Genomic DNA, 18,025 nt, shown 5'->3' with positions numbered 1-18,025 from the left:
GTGCCGGAAACAATCGCGACCAGCCGCAGCCGACCGGGCAGCGCAGTCGAGACGAACAAGCCGGGGGTGGAGCGGCGCTTCACCCCCGCGCCTGCCGTTTCGGCGGTACCTGAGGACCAGCCCGCGACCGTCTGTTCGGTGCGGCGGCTGGTGAAACGGTTCGGCGGGAGATCCTCGCCGGCGATCCTGCGCGGCGTCTCGCTGGACGTCGCCGATGGACAGGCTGTCGCCATCCTGGGATCCAACGGCGCCGGTAAGTCGACCCTGCTGCGGTGTCTGCCCCGCCTGATCGAGCCGAATGACGGCACGATAAGCCTGTTGGACGAAGAGGTCGTTACGCTGAAGCGCACCGCCCTGCGGCGTCTCAGAAGCCGGATCGGATTCGTCTTTCAGCGTCATAACCTGTCGACCCGTTTATCGGTTTTGTCGAATGTCATACACGGCGCGCATGGCCGTGCCGGACCGATCCGGGCCAGTCACCAATCCCTCGCGCCGAAGGAATTGCGTCAGGAGGCCATGCACTGTCTCGACCAGGTTCGGCTCGCCGACTTTGCGGAGCGACGCGCCGGCCATCTCTCGGGTGGACAGTCGCAGCGCGTGGCGATCGCCCGCGCCCTGATGCAGCGCCCTGAAATCATGATCGCAGACGAGCCCGTGGCGAGCCTGGACCCAAGCGCCGCGGAAGACGTGATGGAACTGTTCGCCCGGCTGATGCGGGAAAACGGCATCACGCTGATCTTCACCTCGCACCATTTGAACCACGCCCTGACCTATGGCGACCGGATCATCGCGTTGAAAGACGGCCTTGTGGCCGAGGATCGGCCGACGGCCCGCCTGCAGGAACAAGACCTGGATTGGATCTATGACGGCGCCCGCCAAGACTGATCTGCTGACACCCAATCGCTTCAACAGGATATCGCCACTCGGTTTCGCGCTGACGGTCGGTGCGTTCGCCTTTGTCCTGGTGTCGTTCAATCATGTCGGCCTGTCTTGGGACAAGATCATCGGCGGCGGCCCGGGCCTCGCGCGGTTGGCCGGACAGATGTTTCCGCCGGACTTCAGCCGCCTGGGTCCAATTCTGACCTCGTTGCTGGAGACCTTTCAGATGGCGGCGGTCGGGACGGTTCTCGGCATTGCCCTGAGCGTGCCGCTTGCGGTGATGGCGAGTTCGAAACACGCGCCGCACCCCGCCCTGAGAATTGGGTTTCGCGGGTTGATCGCCTTCTTCCGGACCGTACCGGACCTGATCTGGGCGCTTGTCTTCGTGATTGCCGTCGGTCTCGGCCCCGCCGCCGGAACGCTGGCGATCATGGTGGACACGATCGGCTTCTGCGCCCGTTTCTTCGCGGAAGCGATGGAGGAAGCGGATGACGGCCCGCAAGAAGCGTTGACCGCCATGGGCGCGGGCAGCGTGGGGGTGCTGTTCAGCGCGGTCTATCCGCAGGTGATGCCAAGCTTCATCGCAACGGGCCTTTTCGCCCTGGAGAAAGCGACACGGTCGTCGGTCGTGCTCGGCCTGGTCGGCGCCGGCGGCATCGGGATCGAGTTGAAGGTCGCAATGGATTTCTTCAGCTACGACCTGGCCTGCATGATCATCCTTTCCATCTTCGCTCTGGTCCTGATGGTGGAGCAGGCGAGCGGCTGGCTGCGCGCCCGCGTCATTTGAGGTGGCGCCGGATCCCGCCCGCCACCCGTATCAGGGAATCAGGACCGCCGCGCCGGACAGGCGTCCTTCCCGCAGGTCGGCAAGGGCCTCGTTCGCCTCGGTCAGCGGATAGGGCCGGACATGGGTTTCGATCGGAACCTTGCCGGCGATCTGCATGAAGGCCTCGCCGTCGGCACGGGTCAGGTTGGCGACCGAACGCACCTCCCGTTCCTCCCATAGAATACTGTAGGGGAAGCTCGGAATATCGCTCATATGGATACCGGCGCAGACGACGGTGCCGCCTTTCCGCACCGCCCGTAAAGCGGCGGGAACGAGCGGACCGACCGGTGCGAAGATGATTGCGGCGTCCAGCGCCCGCGTCGGTGGTTGGTCCGATCCGCCGGCCCAAACCACCCCCAACTGACGGGCAAAATCCTGTGCCTGGACATCCCCGGGCGTTGTGAAAGCATGAATTTCGACACCTTCGGCGATGGCGACCTGGGCAATGATATGGGCGGCGGCGCCGAAACCGTAGAGCCCCAACACCTTGGCGGATCGCACCATGGCCCAGGACCGATAGCCGATCAGCCCGGCGCAGAGCAAAGGCGCCGCATGCGGGTCATCGTATCGATCCGGAAGGCGGAACACGTACTGGACGTCGGCAATACAATATTCCGCGTATCCCCCGTTCAGCGTATACCCGGTGAAGCCCGGCGCATCGCAAAGGTTTTCCTTGTGTTCCCGGCAATAGTCGCAGCGCCCGCATGTATGCCCCAGCCATGGCACGCCGACGCGATCGCCGATGGAAAGCGCCTGGATATCGCTGCCCGCCGGGCCAAGCATATCGACCGTACCGACGACTTCATGGCCCGGGATGACGTTCGGCAGCGGGTCGGGCAGATCACCGTCGACCACATGCAAATCGGTCCGGCAGACGCCGCAGGCACTGATCTTGATACGGACCTGCCCCGGACCGGGAACCGGCACGGGGACTTCCCGCCGTTCCAAGCCGCCGCCACCGTCGCGCAGCACCATCGCCGTCATGTTCGCAACCATCACCGCCACCTCTTTTACCCGTCCGGAACGCGCGGATGATACCGCAACGGCGGTCAACGGAAATGAGATGGATCAAATAGCTTTCATCCCGCATAGACCGCGAAAATGAGCGATCACGCGGCGACTGTTGGATCGCAAGCGACTGAACGGATCCCTTCGCAGGGATATTCGACGGGTCGGTGTGCGGCCTGCGTCGTAAGCGCACAGGGGGCGGCACTCAGTGACTAAGTCACAGCCCGGCCCGCGCGCCCTCTGCCATAGGTCCGTCATGCCTCGTGGCCCCCGCTATCGGAACCCACGAACCCGAAACCGAATGATAGGAGATCCTGTTATGAGCATTAAGACTTTTCTGCTCGCCATCGCCATGACCGCGATGACGTTCTTGCCGGCACAAGCCGATAGTCATATGGGGAAAAAGGGGCCGACCGACGTGGTCACCGTCGTGACCGCTTCCGATCCGCAGGTACAGTTGATGGCCATGGTCCTTACCATGCAATCGGCGAAACGCGGGCTCGCTCCCTCAATCCTGCTTTGCGGGCCGGCCGGAGACATGGCCTTGGCGGATGCGCCCGCCTCCGCCACCACCGGCCAGCCGCCTATGAATATGAGCCCCAAGGGACTGATGCTGAAGATTATGGAGATGCCGATGGCCAAGGTAGATGTCTGCGCCCTTTATCTGCCCGGCAAAGGGTTAGACGCGAGCGCGCTTACCAAAGGCATCGGCGTCGCGAAGCCGCCGGCGATGGCCGAAGCGCTGATGGCGCCGCACAGCAAGGTTTTGTCGTTCTGAACGGCGCCGCTTGAATTGGAAAAGGAGAGCCCAATGCTTAGACTCGTTAGCATGGCGTTGGCGGCAATCATCGCCACCGCCAGTGTGGCAAACGCCGCGCCGAAGCCATCCGACCCGAACAAACAAACGGTTTGGGGGCTCTACCTGACCGCCAAGGAAGCCTATGAGATGAAGCAGGCGAAAGGTGATGCGGTATTGTTCGTCGATGTTCGGGAACCGGTGGAGATCATGTTCACCGGCTTCACAGATGTCGTCGACGTCAACGTGCCTTTCCTGATGGTCAACCCGACAAAAATGCATCCGCAAAAGCCGGTTCTGGCGATGGAAAAGAACCCCGATTTCGCATCGGGGGTAATGGCGGCGCTGCAGGCCCGCGGATTGGACAAATCTGCACCGGTTCTGTTGATGTGCCGCTCCGGCGGGACACGCGGCGCGCCTTCCGCCAAGGCACTGGAAGGGCTCGGCCTGACGGCCGTATACGTGGTTGTCGACGGTTTCGAAGGCTCAACCCGCAAGGATGGTCCGAATGGTCCGTTCAGAACGGTCAACGGCTGGAAGAATTCCGGCCTGCCCTGGAGCTACAAGCTCAACCCCAAAAAAGTCCACCTTCGCGGGAGCGGATTCACGCAATAGCTTCGCCGCGTTCCCGGCCCTTGTTCAACCACTTGGCAAACGAAACCCAGCCAGCGCGTCGGCACGCCACCCTCGGAAACGAGGGCCGACGCCAAAGAAGGAGAATCAGGCTGAAACCAAGAGGCGCGGCGCGAAATCCGGCGGTTAACCCGCCAGGGTTTCGACGCCCGTCGTCTGGAAACTGCCCAACTGGTTATCCTGGATACCAAGGAAGATAGGATCCTTCGCCTGGCGATAGATATTCACCTTGGCATTGAAGACGGACCGCGACCGGCCGTGTTTGTCCTGGATGCGATAGCGGTTGATACCGAACCCGCCTTCCTTCGTCGGCGGCCCCGTGAGATAGACCTTGATGTCGGAAATCTCATCGTCGCTGAGGACAAGGCCGTTCAGATCTTCCAGGTTCAACTGGGTCGTCTGGATGAATTCACGCGTGTCCAGATGCCAGTCCTCCCCGGTCAGGGGATGCGGGGTGGTGATATCGAAATCCCCCATGATGATTTGCCCCGGGATGGCGCGTTCGATCATGCGCGCCAACTCGATCGTCACATCGCCGACGATGTAGCTGAACGTCGTCGGGCTCAATCCCTCCGATTGGTAAAATTCGTAATGATCGCCGATATGAAAAGCGGCGCGCAGTTTGGGCACAGAGTTACTGGTCGCCTTCCGTTGCGCGATGGCGTTGTCCGCAAGGATCAGATGCATGAAGTGATACAGATCCCGGTTCGCCTGCAGGCTGGAAGTCCGATTCCAGATATAGAAACCGTCCCCGGTGGTTGAGCGCGCGAATTTGATGGTGATCGACTTGTCGCGCAGTTTGCTGTGGGCGGAATTCACGGAATAGGCGAGGCTGTTCAGTTGGGTCACCTGTTCCAGGGGACTGAGCAGGGAAAACCCGACGGCGTCGAACAGCGCAACCGCCCGGTCGGTTCCATGCGACAGGGAATATCGGCGGATCAGCGCTTCGACGGTTTCGTCATCCAGCCACCGTCCGGTCGCGAAACCCAAATCAACGGGCACGATTTCGTAGTTCAGCGCTTGGGAAACACGTTTCAGCCATCGCGGCGTCACCTGTTTGCGGCCGGAAATGATCTGGAAGATGAAACTGACTTCCTCGATCCGGTTGGGACTGGTGATGTAGTCGATGATCGAATGGTGCGGCACGACCAGGATGTCGATACCTTCATGGGACGGCGTCCACGCCAGGATGATGTTCTTCCCCAATTTCCAATTGCGGTGAAGAATATCGTCCAGCTTGATGATGCAGGACCGAACTTCCGAAAGCGACGCACCTTCCGGCTGATGCCGGGAAACGTCGAGAAACGTATCGATCCACGACTGCCGCGATTGATCGCCTCGCGCCTGCATGACTCCCCCACAATTATTGCCGGTAACCGACTATGATCGGTCCGGCAGCCAATCCCCCAAAATACAGCCCCTACGTTGGCTTTTATCAAGGCTAACGGAATTCATCTCTGTTGAACACTACACCGTGAAAGCGCCCGGCACACGGGTACCAGGACACCATCGGCGATCACATTCTCAACCACGCGCGACCCGCAGCGAGACCGCATGGCTCTTCGCGCATCACTTGCTGCTATCGCGCCTGATCGAATCGTCTCACGCTCAATTTCGAACCTGCATTGCGGATAGGAGGTCGTCATGTCCAACCTGCATTCTGGGCTTCAACCGGGCCGTTTGGTTCATTTGCGAACGCCGCGTCTGAAGGCGCGTTTCGGCTCAACCGCCGTCTTGTTGAGAAGCAACGGCGAAACGGCGACTCTGTTTACGGACGCCGGCAAGGCGGATGTCAGGCGCCAGGACTTCTCCATCCCTTCCAAACCTGTTGCCGATTGCCTGCCGATGCGGCTGCGCCTTCCTTTTGGCGACTGGGAGGACGACGACGGCTCGCGCGTCCTCTTTTCCCGCGACTTCTGTCCACTTTGGCGGATCGGACCCAGCGATACGATCACGCCGGATATGCCCTGGCGGCCGATCAGCCGTCATCGGGAAAACCGCTACTGGGACTTTCGCACCGCGCCCTGGTGCGACAGGACGACGGAAATGCGGATGGAAACACTGTTGCAGAAAATAGGCATTACCAGCGATCCGATCCTGGGCGACGCCCTGTTCATGATGATCCGCAACTCGGATCTATCCATTCGCGAAGCGGTTATGGAAATGGGCCGCAAGGTAACGGAGCCGATGTAGAAAGGGCCGCGCGACGCACCGCACGGCCCTCATCAAGCTATCTTCAACGCCTGGACACAGATGTTGAAGCGTATTGTAGCGCCCTACTTTTCCCAGGGCGGGACCGGCGTGAACTTCTCGACCAGATAGTCGATGAAGGCGCGGGTCTTCGGCGACAGATGCCTCGGATCGGGATAAACAGCATGGATCGGCGACGGTTCGTCTTCCAGGAAATCTCCCAGAACCTCGACCAGCCGCCCCTCCCGTATGTCCTTGCGGCAAAGGAATTCGGCCGTACGGGCGATCCCAAGCCCTGCCAGCAGCAGGTCATAAATAGACTCGCCGTTATTGGCGACGAAATTGCCGGTTGCCCGAATTGCCTGCCGGCGACCGTCGGGGTAGCGAAACGGCCATTCGTTCAGAAACTGATGGCCGGCGAATCCCAGGCAGTTGTGATGGTTCAAATCATCGGGCGTTTCGGGAACGCCGTATTTTTCGATATAGGCCGGCGCGGCGCAGATACGGCGCTTATTGTCGCCGAGTTTTCGCGCGACCATCGCGGAATTGCTGAGTTTGCCCATCCGAACGGCAACGTCGATCCCCTCTTCGACCAGATCGACGATTCCGTCCGACAGCATTAATTCCAGCGTCACTTCAGGATACCGATCCAGAAATTCGGAAATGATCGGCGCAATCTGATGCTCGCCAAAAGCCACCGAACATGTCACCCTTAGGTGACCTCGAGGGGCCGTCTTCGATAGCGAAACAGCCTGCTCCGCTTCATCGATATCCGACAGAATACGCTTCACGCGATGATAGAAGGCGTCACCTTCCTCGGTCAGGTTCAACCGCCGCGTCGTCCGCGTCAGCAGCCGCACGCCCAACCGATCTTCCAACCGCGTAATCTGTTTACTGACCGCGGAGGGACTAAGGCTCAAACTACGCGCGGCGGCCGAAAAGCCCCCCGTATCCACGACACGCGCAAAAACCTGCATTTCATTGATGTTATCCATGACCCGGAGATCCCACCCATCGACGAATTATTATTTCCGCTTAGGCACAATGGCCCACAACTTTGATGAACAATTAGCATAGACAAACCAGGCTACCAACACTTTATGGCCATATTGGACGGTAAAGAGAAAAAATAGACGATCTCGGATCGGATAAAGGGTCATAAATAGAAGGAGTGGCTCGCCAGATCGGCCGCGCAGGAAACGCCTTACAAAGTGCCCCAACTCGCCCGGTGACGGAGAAAACATCCCCCGGGGTCACGCACCGGCAGCATCGAGGCGGATTTCCTCATAATTTAACTTGCCCTCCAAACCCGCAGGATTCCGCCACTTTTTAATGTCTCTATGTTGCACCGCACTATTATGTCACCGTTTATCTTTTCCAATTAATCAAAAGTCATTTACATTTTTTACCAATTACAATTTCATGGATCGCCAGTATGTTTCTGTCATGCAAACGGCGGCGAGAGAAAGCCACCTCGACGAACGCAGTTGCAGCAAATTTCACTTAGCGGAGACAAATCCTTAACACCGCGCTCCGCCACATATAAAAGGAAGAAATGACATGAACACGATCTCGAAGCCCAGCATGGACTACTCCCCGGAACAGATCGACGCGGCAATTGCCCGTGCGCGTCTGGCCCGCAGCGAAACCTTTCATGAGATCTTCAAGGGCGTCGGCCGCAGCTTCACCGGTCTGTTCGGCCAGACGGTTTCCACCGGCCGCCCTGTCGTTTCCTAAGTCCCCGGGCTTGGCAGGGCCGCGCCGTCAGTAAAGGCACGTCATCCGGCCAAGGTAACGTGATTACGGTAACCCGGTTACGGTAACTGGGGGTTAAGCAGAAACGGCGGTCGTATATTCCGGCCCCGGGCTCGACCTCCCGCCTTTCGGGACCCTCTCGCACCGGCTCGTCCGTTCCTCCCAGGGACAGCCGGGGCGAAGGCCCGGATAGGGGCATAATCCGCCCCTTCTTTTTTCGCGTATCATTTTCCAGAGTTTACGTTTCCTCCCATACCTTGGCCCCTTGGCATTTTGCCCAGGGGCCAATTTTTTATGGGGCCGGCGTACCGGATGAGACCGGATGAGATCGGCTGTTATTGCGGGCCGCGACGCTTACCGGTCGGCAAGCGCGGCATAGTCTTCCGCTTGCTGCGCATCTTCCGGCCGGTTCATGTTGAAAAAGGGATCGAAAGGCTCGGTTGGAAAATCCACCTCGGAAAGCCTGTACCGGGCGGTCCAACGATCCACCTTGCGGATATCCTCGACCTCCATCGCCACCCGCAAGTCACCAGACAGTGATATTGGCCAGATACCGATAACCGGATGGGAACGTCCGGCCGATGACGCACAGGTCATGTCCGCTTGCCCCGCCAGGATCGGCGCGGCGAGGCGGCGGACAAGATCAGTCGGCAGGAAAGGCGCATCCGTCGGCACGGTCAGGATATGGCCGATGCCGTCATCGCCCCCATGCGCCGCCGCCCATTCCATACCGGTCAGCACGCCGGCCAATGGTCCGGCGAAATCCCCGATCGCATCGGGTATTGTCTGCAAACCATAGGCTGAGAACCGCGTCGTATCGCCGTTGGCATTGAGAACCAGGCGATCGACCTGGGGCTCGATCCGTTCGATGATCCGTGCCAGCACCGATATCCCCGCGATTTCGCGAAGGCATTTATCTCCGCCGCCCATCCGCCTGGACAATCCCCCGGCAAGCAGAATACCGCATAGCCTCAACCGGCTTTCCGTCATTCCTCCACCTCCTCAGCCGGGCCTTCCAAGGCGTCGCTCCAGGTGACCACACGGTTGCGCCCGCCCTGTTTCGCGGCATACAGCGCCTTATCCGCGCGTTCGATCGATTGCTTCAACGGGATCTCGTAATCCACCCGGACGATACCGAAGGAGGCCGTTACCGACAGGCGCGTCCCATCCGCCAGCGCGATCGGCGCGGATTCAAGAGCCGTGCGGAGGCGCTCCAGCACGGAATTCGCCGTACCGGTATTCGCATTTGGCAGGGTGATCAGGAATTCCTCGCCGCCATAACGGTAGATCGAATCATAGGGCCGAAGATTGGATTGGAACCGCCCGGCGACACTCGCCAGCACCACATCGCCGGCGGCATGGCCGTAGGTGTCGTTGACGCGCTTGAAGTGATCGATATCGGTGAGCGCGAGGCAGAGCGGGCCGCCGGTTCTTTGTCCCCGGTCGAACTCCACATCCAGGTCATGCGCCATGATCTGCCGATTGTGCAGACCGGTCAGCGGATCGATCTCAGACACCAGCTTGGCGAAGGCGTCCCGCAACCGGCGGGCCTGATCGTAGAAGCGGCTGACATGATTGATCAGCGCGTCATATTCCGCCGTACGGATCGGCTGACCTTCCGCGACGATCCCGGCCAGACGGCGGGCCTGGTCATGGATCTGCCGGTGCGACCGCGTCAGTTCGTCGAATGCCGGCTGTTGCAGTAGCGCGTCGCCGGACCTTTCCGCCATCCATTTCCCGAAACCGGTCTGGACATGGGACTCGAGCGCGGTCACCCGGCGGTCCTGCGGCTTGCCGCAAATTACGGATCGATGCCAGGCCTGCATGAAGCGCCGCACTTCATCGTCGCCCTCATCCAATGCGGCCAGCACATCCTGCGGCTTGCAGGCCGGCGGCCGGTCCGGCCCGCGGCGATCCTTTTCCTTTTCCAATCCGCCCCCCAATTCGCTCCCCGGCGCTGCGGCCCTCTCGGCCTTCTCGTCAGGCGGCGTCATCGGGCAGGCTCGCTTTCCGTCTGTGGCGACTATCTTCCTCCTCGGCGTCGGCGGGAACGCCGTCGAAGACGATCCGGTCCTCTCCCGACAAGGCGATGAACCGGCGCCCCTTCGCCCGCCCGATCAGGGTCAGGCCGGCCTGCCGCGCCAAGTCGACACCCCAGGCGGTGAAGCCCGAGCGCGAAACCAGGATCGGGATTCCCATCTGAACCGTTTTGATGACCATTTCCGATGTCAGGCGGCCGGTCGTATAGAAGATCTTGTCGCCCGGCGCGATGCCGTTGAGGTGCATGTAGCCCGCGATCTTGTCGACCGCGTTATGCCGGCCGACATCCTCCATGTAGACGATCGGCTTGTCGTCCTTGCACAGCACGCAGCCATGGATCGCGCCCGCCGCCAGATACAGGCTGGGCATCGTATTGATGGCCTTGGTCAGCCGGTAGAGCCAAGAGGTATGGATGCGCGCGTCGGCCGGCAGCGAGACGTCCTCGAACTTCTCCATCAGGTCGCCGAACACCGTACCCTGGGCGCAGCCGGAGGTCCGGACCTTCTTCTTCAGCTTTTCCTCGAAATTGGTGCTGCGTTCGGTCCGCACGACGATGGTGTCGATATCGTCGTCGTAGTCGACCGCCGTGATCACGTCGTCGGCCCGCAGCATGTTCTGATTCAGAAGATAGCCGACCGCCAGATATTCGGGATGGTCGCCGATCGTCATATTGGTGACGATCTCCTGCCCGTTGAGATACAGCGTCAGCGGCCGTTCGACCACGACCCGGGTATCGACCCGGTTGCCTTCATGGTCGATGCCGGAGACCGCCTCCGTCAGGCGCGGGTCGTCCGGGTTCGGCACGACGACCGGCCCGTCCTCCTGGACAGGATCCAGATCCAGCGCCTTTTCGCCTGTCGCCATTATCGTCACCGTCCCCAATCCAAGTCGTTCGGCAATGAACTACCGTTTGCAGGAGAATATGGAACCCATTGCCGGAACCGGCAACCGCCCTACCCCGGCACCTCGCCGCCGACCGATCATTCGCCGATGGGCACCAGCAGTTTCAACTCCCCCGGATGGATCTCGACATGAACCTCGGGCTCCAGCTCGATCAACTCCCCGTCGACCACGGCGCGAGCATTCCTTTTCAGGCGCGGAAAAGTCAGGGTGACCTGCCGGCCGGCGCCGGTGCGGAAATCCGGATTGCCCGACCAGGCGCCGATCACCAGATCCGCCGTCAGCCTGGTGCTGGACCGCGAGTCCAGCTTACGCGCGTGATAGACGCCGAGCAGCCCCTGATCGAGACGATCCGCATAGGGCAGATGTCCCTCGCCGAAGGGGTTGTTCGACACCGAGATGACACTCAGTCTTCCGGCCGCGGCCTGTTCGCCGTCGATCGATATCGATGCGCGGAATTGGGGCGGGCGCGACAGCATCGACAACGTGGCCGCCGCGCTCGCCAGTATCTTGCCGAACCGGGAATTGTGCTTGCTGCCCTCCCGTTCCAGAATCATCCGGGACTGCATCCCGACCGAGAATTGGTGGACAAAGGGCTTGCCGTTCGCCGTGGCGATATCGCAGTCCCGCACCGTGGCGCGCGCCAAGGCGCTGCCTGATTCCATGATGTCCAGCGGCACGCCGATCGACCGCGCGAACAGATTCATCGTGCCGGCCGGCAATACACCCAAGGGCATTTGATTCTTCCAGGCATGGGCCGCCGCGCAGGAAACCGTGCCGTCACCGCCGCCGGCCAGGATAGCATCCAACCCGGGATCGCTGGTGGCGTCCTCCAAGGCGGCTTCGACCTCGCCCCCCGCGACCACGGAAACCGAGATCTCATGCCCTTCCGCTTCGAATTGGGCATGCAGATGCTCGGAAAATGCCCCGAGATCCATGGTCTTGAGGGTTCCGCCGTCGTGATTGAGAAGCGCCCGTATTCGCACAATGCCCCCGCTCGCGTCACGTCAGGTTTCCGCTTTACCGCGTATTGAGTAAGGGGCGTCGCCCGAAACGGGCCGCGCCCAGCATAAGAACGACCGCACCGCCCGTCCGGTTGCCTTTGTCAGCGACAATTTCTCACACAAATTTTCCGAACTAATACCAGGGTCGGTCTTGATTTCCCCGGCCGGACACTAAAGATGTCTGCCATGATTGATCCGTTCGGCCGCCATATCTCCTATCTTCGCGTGTCGGTCACCGACCGCTGCGATTTCCGCTGTGTTTACTGCATGTCGGAAGACATGACCTTTTTGCCGAAATCGGACGTCCTGTCGCTGGAGGAATTGGACCGGCTGTGCAGCGCTTTCGTCGATCTCGGCGTCACGAAACTGCGCCTGACCGGGGGAGAGCCGCTCGTCCGCCGCAACATCATGTGGCTGATCGACCGCCTGGGACGGCACCTGAAGACCGGCAAGCTGAACGAATTGACGCTGACGACCAATGCCAGCCAGCTCGGGAAATACGCGCAGGACCTCTACAAGGCGGGCATACGGCGGGTAAACGTCTCGCTCGACACGCTGGATCCCGCGAAATTCCTGTCGATCACCCGTTGGGGCAAGCTCGACAAGGTGATGGAAGGGCTGGAAGCCGCGAAAAGCGCGGGGCTGGCCGTTAAGATCAACGCCGTCGCGCTGAAAGGCGTGAACGACAGCGAAATCCACGACCTTGTCGCCTGGTGCGGCCGTGAAGGCTTCGACCTGACCTTCATTGAGGTCATGCCGATGGGCGAAATCGGCGACGCCGAACGCGTCGACCAATACTGGCCGCTCTCGATGGTTCGTGCCGAACTGGCCAAGCGTTGGACCCTGGACGAAATCGACTACACCACCGGCGGCCCGGCCCGTTATTCAAGGGTCCGCGAGACCGGCGGGCGGCTCGGCTTCATCACCCCGCTGACCCACAATTTCTGCGAAAGCTGCAACCGTGTGCGGCTGACCTGCACCGGGACGCTTTACATGTGCCTGGGTCAGGAAGACGCCGCCGATCTGCGCACGGCGCTGCGCGCAAGCGACGACGACGCACTTCTGGTCGAAGCGATCCGGGAAGCGATCAGCCGCAAGCCGAAAGGCCATGATTTCGTGATCGACCGCCGCCGCGGCGCAAAAAGCAATGTCCGCCATATGAGCGTGACCGGGGGCTGACGCAGCCGCCCTTCCCGGCGCTGCAATTACGCTATGGAATCGACGCCGACGACTTGAATATCGGCATATTTGTGCTGGTTCCGAACCGGCCCGGCGACCCAGTCGCAGACCGTCATTCCGATCAGTCCGGAGACCGGTCCGCCCGGCGCCTCTGCCAAGGGCAGCATGATGCGCTCACCCATCGGAACACGATCCTTCGGCAGATAGACCAGGCCTTTCATGCACAATACCGCAGGCGTCTCGACGAGGTTCATCCACCGGTCAGTGACCCGCTCGCAGGCTTCCGGCGACAGGATATCCTGCAGGGTGCGTCCCTTCATGTTTCCGCCGAAAATCCTGGAAATCTCCTGTCCCGCCAGCCGATAACGGAACGTTCTGGGCGCCTCGAAATCGATAAGAAAAATTCTCGAAAGCGCCCATGGAATCTCGATCGGATCGAGATCCGCGCGGGAAGGCATGGCACGGCCTGAACGCTTGGACCGCCAGTAGTCGAATAGGGTCAACAGCTCCGCATCGCCAAGAAATGCCGAGACCTGCTGGTTCCCGGAGACAGGATTGGGGTTGTCCAAGGGTCGCGTCACGATCTGATTACGACGGCATCGTAGCGAAAGGGATCGTGGCAACAGGTATCGTCTCCACTTCAACCGTCTTTCTTTCAGAGACTTCCGCTCCTGAAAGCCAGGTAAAAACCGTCATCCCGAACAGACCGGTGACCGGGCCGCCATCCTCGTCGGCCAAGGGAAGCATGATCCGTTCACCCATCGTTTGGCGGTCCTTGGCGCCATAGATCAAGCCCTTCATGCAGACGACCGCGCGCATGCCGACCAACGGCAGCCAACGGCCGGCGATCAACGGATAAATATCGGGCGGCAGAATATCGGCCAGGGTCGCGCCTTTCATGGAACAGCCGAAAACTTCCTCGATCTCCCGTCCGGCGACCCGATACCGAAACGTGTCGGGCGGTTCGAAATCTACCAGGAAACTACGGGACAAGGCCCAGGGGATATCGATCGGGTCCATATCCGACCGGGACGGCAGTTCCCGTCCCGACCGTTTCGATTGCCAATAAGCGAAGAATTTCAGAAGGTCCCGGGAGTCGAGAAAAGCTGCGATTCTCTCGCTGCCCGGTAATGCATTTGCTTCGGAAATCTGTTTCGCGGCCATCCGCTATTCTCAAATCGATAAAGTCATAATAAATCCCGCCTGACTGGGCGGGGGGATCGTCACGCCCCATTTCTCCGAAAACCCGGCCCCGTTGCCAAGCGGAAATCACCTTCTTCGCCGCAAAATTCGATCGAGCCATTCTGACGTCCTGGGAATGAAGACGATCAGTTGATGACGCGGCTCTCGCCGGGACCGGCTTTCGGCCTGCCGCGGGTGGAGGCGGCCTGGTGGTGGACCATGCGCGGGCGCCCCTGTTCCAGAATGTACACATTGGTCGCTGCCAGGACGCCCTGCTCTATCTTTTCGAAACAAAAAACCGTCGCCATGGCATGGGACGACACGACATAGGGCGTCACGCATTCCACCGGCGGCGGCGTGCGCAGAACCTCTTTCCAGGAGGCCAGAACGGCCTCCCGTCCGAACAGGGGCTCCCACATCGGATGTATGCAGCATTGTTTCGCATCCGTCGCCCACAGGGCCGACATTGCCGGATAGTCGCCTTCTCGGAACGCGGCATAAAAGGCGTCGTTCGCGAACAAGGCCGTTTCTTCTGTCATCATGACGTGCCGCTCCCCATCCCCGCCGACCGCTCCGCGCCTATCGGATATTGATACGGTGCGCCACCGCGACACCGTCGGATACCACGATTTCTTCCACCCCCATCAATTTGCAAAGATCCAGAAAGGTGAGGTTTTCCGGCATCGCGGAGTCCTGGAACAGCGGCGTATTGCGGGTCAGCGCGGTCATCGCAGCCAACAGGGCCCGCAACTGATACAGGGTCGAATACTTGTCGCGGTCGACCGAAACCAGGATGAACTTCTGGCCCCCGTCCCCTTTCGCGAACAGATGATAGGTCGGCGGATAGGAACTGCGCGATTGCTGCGCGGTCAATCCGGTTACGAAGGCGACGCGCGTCCGCCGATTGGCGTCCGGCATGGTGTCCACCCGGGCGACGTATGTTTCCTCTGAATTGGGCGGCGGATAGTAATAGCCTTCATGTCTGCTTTCCGCCCGCGCGCCGGTCCCCATCCCCGTCAGGATGCCGAAACATAGAACCAGAAGCGTGAGCATCCGGCCGGTGACGCGGCGGAAGCCAAGGTGGGAATGGGTCGAAATCATCTCTCTCACTTTCGTGATCCGGGGGCAGACGCTATACAATATCAGACTAAAGGTGCATTCCATCATAGGGAATAGCGGATCAACCAGCCTGGAACGCGACTTAGTGAACGCGGCCCCGGACTGAAAAAAGGGAACACCGGTCCGACCGGTGCAATCCCGGCATGTATGGGGGCGGAAAGGCGCGCATGACCGAGTTGAAAATGGCTTTCATGGCCGCCGATACGCCCATGGCCCAGGCCGCCCGTTCCGAATTGATGAGCATGTACGACCATGTCCCGGTTACCGAGGCCGACGTCATCGTCGCGCTGGGCGGGGACGGCTATATGCTTCAGGCCATGCACGACTCGCTGGCCCTGGAAAAACCCGTCTACGGCATGAACCGCGGCACGGTCGGCTTCCTGATGAACGCCTATGAACCGAACGAATTGCCGGCCCGGCTTCAGGCCGCCGAAGCGGTTCGTCTGCATCCCCTGGAGATGAAGGTGGTAACCGAAGACGGCGAATCCGCCGAGGCGATCGCCATCAACGAGGTCTCTCTGTTCCGCGAAACCCGCCAAGCCGCCAAGATCCGCATCATGATCGACGGAGTCGAACGTCTGCCCAGCCTGACCTGCGACGGTGTGATCGTCTCCACACCGGCGGGCAGCACGGCCTATAACCTGTCTGCCCATGGCCCCATCGTGCCCCTGGGGGCCGGCGTGCTAGCGCTTACCCCGATCAGCCCGTTCCGCCCGCGGCGCTGGCGCGGCGCCCTTTTGCCGCACAGCGCGAAGATCGAGTTCGAGGTGCTGGAATCGAAAAAACGCCCGGTCAGCGCCGTGGCCGACGCCACCGAAATCCGCGACGTCAAACGCGTCACCGTGATGGAAGACCTGGAACGATTTGCATCCGCCCTGTTCGATGCCGAACACGACCTTGAAGAACGCATACTGAAAGAGCAGTTTACCGCCTGAGCTTGTCCGACCGGCCCTTGCCCGGGGCCGCCGTGAACTGTTCCTTAGCCGAATAGGACCCGACCATGAGCCTTCATCCCGTCATTCTATCCGGTGGTTCCGGTACCAGGTTGTGGCCGCTCAGCCGGGCCACCTTCCCGAAACAGTTCCTCGCCCTGATGGCGGAAGACGGGGACGCTTCCGGCGAAGAACTGACCCTGCTGCAACAGACCGCCAAACGGTTCGCGGACAAGACCCGGTACAACCCGCCGGTGACGATTTCCAATGACGACCACCGGTTCCTGGTCGCCGAACAACTGCGCGGAGCCGATATCGAGCGGGCGGAAATCATCCTGGAACCGATGGCGCGCAACACGGCCCCCGCTGCCATTGTCGCGGCCCTGCATATTGCCGCGAAGGACCCGCAAGGGGTCATGATCCTGCTGCCCTCCGACCACATCATCCGCGACGTGCACGGCCTGCATGTCGGCCTGGCGGCCGCGGCCGACGCGGCCCGGCAGGGCTTTCTCGTTACCTTCGGCATGACCGCGACACGGCCGGAAACCGGTTACGGCTATATTAAGCAGGGCGGCCCCCTGCCCGCGGTGTCCGGCGCCTTTTCCGTCGACCGCTTCGTCGAGAAACCCGATCGCGACACGGCCGAGGCGATGCTGACCGAAGGCGGTTATGCCTGGAACAGCGGCATGTTCGTTTTCCGCGTCGATACCTTGCTGTCCGAAGCCGAGCGCCTTGTACCCGATATGGTCGCCGCCTGTCGGAACGCCTTGTCCGATGCCCGGGCCGACCTCGATTTTCTGCGCCTTTCCGCCGACGCCTTCGATGCGTGCCCGTCCGAGTCGATCGACGTCGCCATCATGGAACGGACGGACAAGGCCGCCGTCGTGCCGACGGAGATCGGCTGGAGCGATGTCGGCGCCTGGCAAGCGCTGTGGGACCTCGCGGACCGGGACGAAGCCGGCAACGTCATTGCCGGCGATGTCGACCTGCTCGACACGCGCGACAGCTACCTACGCGCCGAGGACGGCAAATCCCTGGCCGTGATCGGCCTGGACGGCGTCACGGTGGTCGCAACGGGCGATGCGGTGCTGGTGGCGCGGTCCGACCGCACGGCGGAGGTGAAGGACCTTGTCGCCGGCATGGCCGCCGCGGGCAAGAAACAGGCCAGCGAGCATCCCATGGTCTACCGGCCCTGGGGGTCCTATCAGGATATCGACGCCGGGACCGGCTTCCGCGTCAAACGATTGATCGTGAAACCGGGCGCGACATTGTCGCTGCAACGGCACAAATACCGGTCCGAGCATTGGGTCGTGGTCACCGGTGTCGCCAAGGTGACGCGCGGGGAACAGATCCTCACACTGCAGGAAAACGAATCCACCTTCATTCCGGCCACGACGATACACCGTCTCGAAAATCCCGGCGAAGAGGCTTTGCATCTGATCGAGGTGCAGGTCGGATCCTATGTCGGCGAGGACGATATCGAACGCCTGGAAGACACCTACGGCCGGGCTTAGAGCGAATTCAACGCATCTGTGACCACGCACACTGACTGGAATACCGCACCTCTCTAGCATCCGGGCCA

20 protein-coding genes are annotated in these 18,025 nt (G+C 61.0%); 9 read left to right on the top strand and 11 right to left on the bottom strand.

The genetic code is table 11. The annotated features are described in order from the left end of the window. On the top strand, positions 1–885 hold the full coding sequence (locus tag ACQK2G_RS06460; RefSeq protein WP_425404204.1) for a phosphonate ABC transporter ATP-binding protein: 885 nt from the start codon (positions 1–3) through the stop codon (positions 883–885). Further along, positions 863–1,666: a phosphonate ABC transporter, permease protein PhnE gene (gene phnE, locus ACQK2G_RS06455; protein WP_425404203.1), complete on the top strand. Its 804-nt coding sequence runs from the start codon at positions 863–865 to the stop codon at positions 1,664–1,666. Before ACQK2G_RS06460 ends, phnE begins: the two co-directional genes overlap by 23 nt. Positions 1,667–1,696: 30 nt before the next feature. On the opposite strand, the gene ACQK2G_RS06450 is transcribed toward phnE, so the two are convergent. After that, positions 1,697–2,701, bottom strand: coding sequence for a zinc-dependent alcohol dehydrogenase family protein (locus ACQK2G_RS06450; RefSeq protein WP_425404202.1), 1,005 nt, complete (start codon positions 2,699–2,701; stop codon positions 1,697–1,699). Positions 2,702–3,032: 331 nt separating this feature from the next. Here ACQK2G_RS06450 and ACQK2G_RS06445 point away from each other — a divergent pair, with 331 nt between their 5' ends. Further along, positions 3,033–3,491 carry a hypothetical protein gene (locus ACQK2G_RS06445; protein ID WP_425404201.1) on the top strand — a complete coding sequence of 153 codons (459 nt, stop codon included), beginning with the start codon at positions 3,033–3,035 and terminating at the stop codon, positions 3,489–3,491. Positions 3,492–3,524: 33 nt separating this feature from the next. Continuing rightward, complete coding sequence (locus tag ACQK2G_RS06440; RefSeq protein WP_425404200.1) at positions 3,525–4,124, top strand: rhodanese-like domain-containing protein; 600 nt, start codon at positions 3,525–3,527, stop codon at positions 4,122–4,124. A gap of 144 nt (positions 4,125–4,268) precedes the next feature. On the opposite strand, the gene ACQK2G_RS06435 is transcribed toward ACQK2G_RS06440, so the two are convergent. After that, the gene (locus ACQK2G_RS06435) at positions 4,269–5,492 is read right to left on the bottom strand and encodes a hypothetical protein (RefSeq protein ID WP_425404199.1); all 1,224 of its coding nucleotides are present in this window, start codon (positions 5,490–5,492) and stop codon (positions 4,269–4,271) included. A 294-nt stretch (positions 5,493–5,786) separates the two neighbouring features. Here ACQK2G_RS06435 and ACQK2G_RS06430 point away from each other — a divergent pair, with 294 nt between their 5' ends. Then, the gene (locus tag ACQK2G_RS06430; RefSeq protein WP_425404198.1) at positions 5,787–6,335 is read left to right on the top strand and encodes a hypothetical protein; all 549 of its coding nucleotides are present in this window, start codon (positions 5,787–5,789) and stop codon (positions 6,333–6,335) included. Between the two features lie 83 nt (positions 6,336–6,418). Here ACQK2G_RS06430 and ACQK2G_RS06425 read toward each other — a convergent pair whose 3' ends face one another. Beyond that, entirely contained in the window at positions 6,419–7,327 is a 909-nt protein-coding gene (locus ACQK2G_RS06425) for a LysR substrate-binding domain-containing protein (RefSeq protein WP_425404197.1), read from the bottom strand. A 565-nt stretch (positions 7,328–7,892) separates the two neighbouring features. On the opposite strand from ACQK2G_RS06425, the gene ACQK2G_RS06420 reads away from it, so the two are divergent. Further along, entirely contained in the window at positions 7,893–8,069 is a 177-nt protein-coding gene (locus ACQK2G_RS06420; RefSeq protein ID WP_425404196.1) for a hypothetical protein, read from the top strand. A 372-nt stretch (positions 8,070–8,441) separates the two neighbouring features. Here ACQK2G_RS06420 and mobA read toward each other — a convergent pair whose 3' ends face one another. The 4 genes from mobA to ACQK2G_RS06400 all read right to left on the bottom strand — a co-directional run bounded on the left by mobA (position 8,442) and on the right by ACQK2G_RS06400 (position 12,013). Beyond that, positions 8,442–9,077: a molybdenum cofactor guanylyltransferase MobA gene (gene mobA, locus ACQK2G_RS06415; protein WP_425404195.1), complete on the bottom strand. Its 636-nt coding sequence runs from the start codon at positions 9,075–9,077 to the stop codon at positions 8,442–8,444. Next, entirely contained in the window at positions 9,074–10,081 is a 1,008-nt protein-coding gene (locus tag ACQK2G_RS06410; protein WP_425404194.1) for a diguanylate cyclase, read from the bottom strand. The genes mobA and ACQK2G_RS06410 overlap by 4 nt, the downstream gene beginning before the upstream one ends. Beyond that, complete coding sequence (gene fdhD / locus ACQK2G_RS06405) at positions 10,068–10,991, bottom strand: formate dehydrogenase accessory sulfurtransferase FdhD (RefSeq protein WP_425404193.1); 924 nt, start codon at positions 10,989–10,991, stop codon at positions 10,068–10,070. The genes ACQK2G_RS06410 and fdhD overlap by 14 nt, the downstream gene beginning before the upstream one ends. 116 nt (positions 10,992–11,107) lie before the next feature. Beyond that, positions 11,108–12,013, bottom strand: coding sequence for a diacylglycerol/lipid kinase family protein (locus ACQK2G_RS06400; protein ID WP_425404192.1), 906 nt, complete (start codon positions 12,011–12,013; stop codon positions 11,108–11,110). 204 nt (positions 12,014–12,217) lie between these two features. Between ACQK2G_RS06400 and moaA the strand changes: the two genes are divergently transcribed. Then, a complete protein-coding gene (moaA, locus tag ACQK2G_RS06395) occupies positions 12,218–13,210 on the top strand; it encodes a GTP 3',8-cyclase MoaA (RefSeq protein ID WP_425407620.1) in 993 nt (330 codons plus the stop codon). A gap of 26 nt (positions 13,211–13,236) precedes the next feature. Here the strand turns inward: moaA and ACQK2G_RS06390 are convergent, their stop codons facing one another. The 4 genes from ACQK2G_RS06390 to ACQK2G_RS06375 form a co-directional block, all read right to left on the bottom strand. Beyond that, positions 13,237–13,791, bottom strand: coding sequence for a PAS domain-containing protein (locus ACQK2G_RS06390; RefSeq protein ID WP_425404191.1), 555 nt, complete (start codon positions 13,789–13,791; stop codon positions 13,237–13,239). Between the two features lie 7 nt (positions 13,792–13,798). After that, complete coding sequence (locus ACQK2G_RS06385) at positions 13,799–14,374, bottom strand: PAS domain-containing protein (RefSeq protein ID WP_425404190.1); 576 nt, start codon at positions 14,372–14,374, stop codon at positions 13,799–13,801. A 164-nt stretch (positions 14,375–14,538) separates the two neighbouring features. Continuing rightward, entirely contained in the window at positions 14,539–14,934 is a 396-nt protein-coding gene (locus ACQK2G_RS06380) for a nuclear transport factor 2 family protein (protein ID WP_425404189.1), read from the bottom strand. A gap of 37 nt (positions 14,935–14,971) precedes the next feature. Beyond that, complete coding sequence (locus tag ACQK2G_RS06375) at positions 14,972–15,502, bottom strand: molybdopterin-guanine dinucleotide biosynthesis protein A (RefSeq protein WP_425404188.1); 531 nt, start codon at positions 15,500–15,502, stop codon at positions 14,972–14,974. 176 nt (positions 15,503–15,678) lie between these two features. Between ACQK2G_RS06375 and ACQK2G_RS06370 the strand changes: the two genes are divergently transcribed. Both ACQK2G_RS06370 and ACQK2G_RS06365 read left to right on the top strand, forming a co-directional pair. Then, a complete protein-coding gene (locus tag ACQK2G_RS06370) occupies positions 15,679–16,446 on the top strand; it encodes an NAD kinase (RefSeq protein ID WP_425404187.1) in 768 nt (255 codons plus the stop codon). A gap of 65 nt (positions 16,447–16,511) precedes the next feature. Then, positions 16,512–17,957 carry a mannose-1-phosphate guanylyltransferase/mannose-6-phosphate isomerase gene (locus ACQK2G_RS06365; protein WP_425404186.1) on the top strand — a complete coding sequence of 482 codons (1,446 nt, stop codon included), beginning with the start codon at positions 16,512–16,514 and terminating at the stop codon, positions 17,955–17,957. The last annotated feature ends 68 nt before the right edge of the window (positions 17,958–18,025 follow it).

The organism is Hwanghaeella sp., from assembly GCF_965227365.1.
In the GTDB taxonomy this organism is placed as follows: Bacteria; Pseudomonadota; Alphaproteobacteria; order UBA8366; family Aestuariispiraceae; genus Hwanghaeella.
This window is presented reverse-complemented; position numbering and strand designations above follow the sequence as displayed.

What these genes read in the sequence shown, in the direction of transcription:
- ACQK2G_RS06450 (WP_425404202.1), bottom strand. Translation starts at nt 2,701, where the DNA reads ATGGTTGCGAACATGACGGCGATGGTGCTGCGCGACGGTGGCGGCGGC.
- ACQK2G_RS06440 (WP_425404200.1), top strand. Translation starts at nt 3,525, where the DNA reads ATGCTTAGACTCGTTAGCATGGCGTTGGCGGCAATCATCGCCACCGCC.
- mobA (WP_425404195.1), bottom strand. Translation starts at nt 9,077, where the DNA reads ATGACGGAAAGCCGGTTGAGGCTATGCGGTATTCTGCTTGCCGGGGGA.
- moaA (WP_425407620.1), top strand. Translation starts at nt 12,218, where the DNA reads ATGATTGATCCGTTCGGCCGCCATATCTCCTATCTTCGCGTGTCGGTC.
- ACQK2G_RS06430 (WP_425404198.1), top strand. Translation starts at nt 5,787, where the DNA reads ATGTCCAACCTGCATTCTGGGCTTCAACCGGGCCGTTTGGTTCATTTG.
- phnE (WP_425404203.1), top strand. Translation starts at nt 863, where the DNA reads ATGACGGCGCCCGCCAAGACTGATCTGCTGACACCCAATCGCTTCAAC.
- ACQK2G_RS06385 (WP_425404190.1), bottom strand. Translation starts at nt 14,374, where the DNA reads ATGGCCGCGAAACAGATTTCCGAAGCAAATGCATTACCGGGCAGCGAG.
- ACQK2G_RS06435 (WP_425404199.1), bottom strand. Translation starts at nt 5,492, where the DNA reads ATGCAGGCGCGAGGCGATCAATCGCGGCAGTCGTGGATCGATACGTTT.
- ACQK2G_RS06410 (WP_425404194.1), bottom strand. Translation starts at nt 10,081, where the DNA reads ATGACGCCGCCTGACGAGAAGGCCGAGAGGGCCGCAGCGCCGGGGAGC.
- ACQK2G_RS06445 (WP_425404201.1), top strand. Translation starts at nt 3,033, where the DNA reads ATGAGCATTAAGACTTTTCTGCTCGCCATCGCCATGACCGCGATGACG.
- ACQK2G_RS06365 (WP_425404186.1), top strand. Translation starts at nt 16,512, where the DNA reads ATGAGCCTTCATCCCGTCATTCTATCCGGTGGTTCCGGTACCAGGTTG.
- ACQK2G_RS06370 (WP_425404187.1), top strand. Translation starts at nt 15,679, where the DNA reads ATGACCGAGTTGAAAATGGCTTTCATGGCCGCCGATACGCCCATGGCC.
- ACQK2G_RS06420 (WP_425404196.1), top strand. Translation starts at nt 7,893, where the DNA reads ATGAACACGATCTCGAAGCCCAGCATGGACTACTCCCCGGAACAGATC.
- fdhD (WP_425404193.1), bottom strand. Translation starts at nt 10,991, where the DNA reads ATGGCGACAGGCGAAAAGGCGCTGGATCTGGATCCTGTCCAGGAGGAC.
- ACQK2G_RS06425 (WP_425404197.1), bottom strand. Translation starts at nt 7,327, where the DNA reads ATGGATAACATCAATGAAATGCAGGTTTTTGCGCGTGTCGTGGATACG.
- ACQK2G_RS06380 (WP_425404189.1), bottom strand. Translation starts at nt 14,934, where the DNA reads ATGATGACAGAAGAAACGGCCTTGTTCGCGAACGACGCCTTTTATGCC.